Origin of the sequence: Neisseria sp. N95_16, assembly GCF_002551535.2 — a bacterium.
GTDB classification, from domain to species: domain Bacteria; phylum Pseudomonadota; class Gammaproteobacteria; order Burkholderiales; family Neisseriaceae; genus Neisseria; species Neisseria brasiliensis.
The window spans coordinates 1-518 of sequence record NZ_PDBT02000167.1 but is presented as its reverse complement, the minus strand read 5'-3'; the positions used below and the strand labels follow the sequence as shown (position 1 = coordinate 518).

Annotated in this window: 1 protein-coding gene; it reads left to right on the top strand. The window is 56.6% G+C overall.

Annotated elements, in window-relative coordinates:
• A partial coding sequence (gene rdgC, locus CRG49_RS13050) for a recombination-associated protein RdgC (RefSeq protein WP_198515183.1) occupies window positions 1-408 on the top strand: 408 nt, incomplete at its 5' end.
• Between the last annotated feature and the right edge of the window lie 110 nt (window positions 409-518).

The following is a 518-nucleotide window of genomic DNA, read 5'->3' as shown; positions in this document are numbered from 1 at the left end:
AGGCCGGTTACCCGCCAATCGCCGTCATCGCTGATGACCGACTGGCTGCTGGCAGGCCAAGCGCAAGGCCGTTTTGAGTTGGACAGCGATGTAACCTTGGTCGGCGCGGGCGACGTTGCCCCCAAAGTCAAAATCAGCCGCAAAGACCTGACCGCCGACGATGTGGTGCACCATGCCAAAAACGGCATGACCGTAACCGAGCTGGGCTTGGTGTGGCACGAACGCGTGGCGTTTATCCTGACACGGGATCTTACGCTGAAACGCATCCAATGGCTGGACGTGGTGCAGGAAGAAGCTGAAGACCACGGCGATGATGCCGAAAGCCAAGCCTATGCCACGCAGCTGCTGATGTCTGCCGCGTTGAGTGAGCTGCTGGCTGAGCTGATGGAGCTGCTGGGAGGCTGGTAGGAATGATGGAGGCTGGGACGTTTAAGGTAGGATTAAAGGCCGTCTGAAACAGATTTAACGCTGTTTCAGACGGCCTTTTTGCGTGGTTTTTTTGGGAAAATGCTTGACTT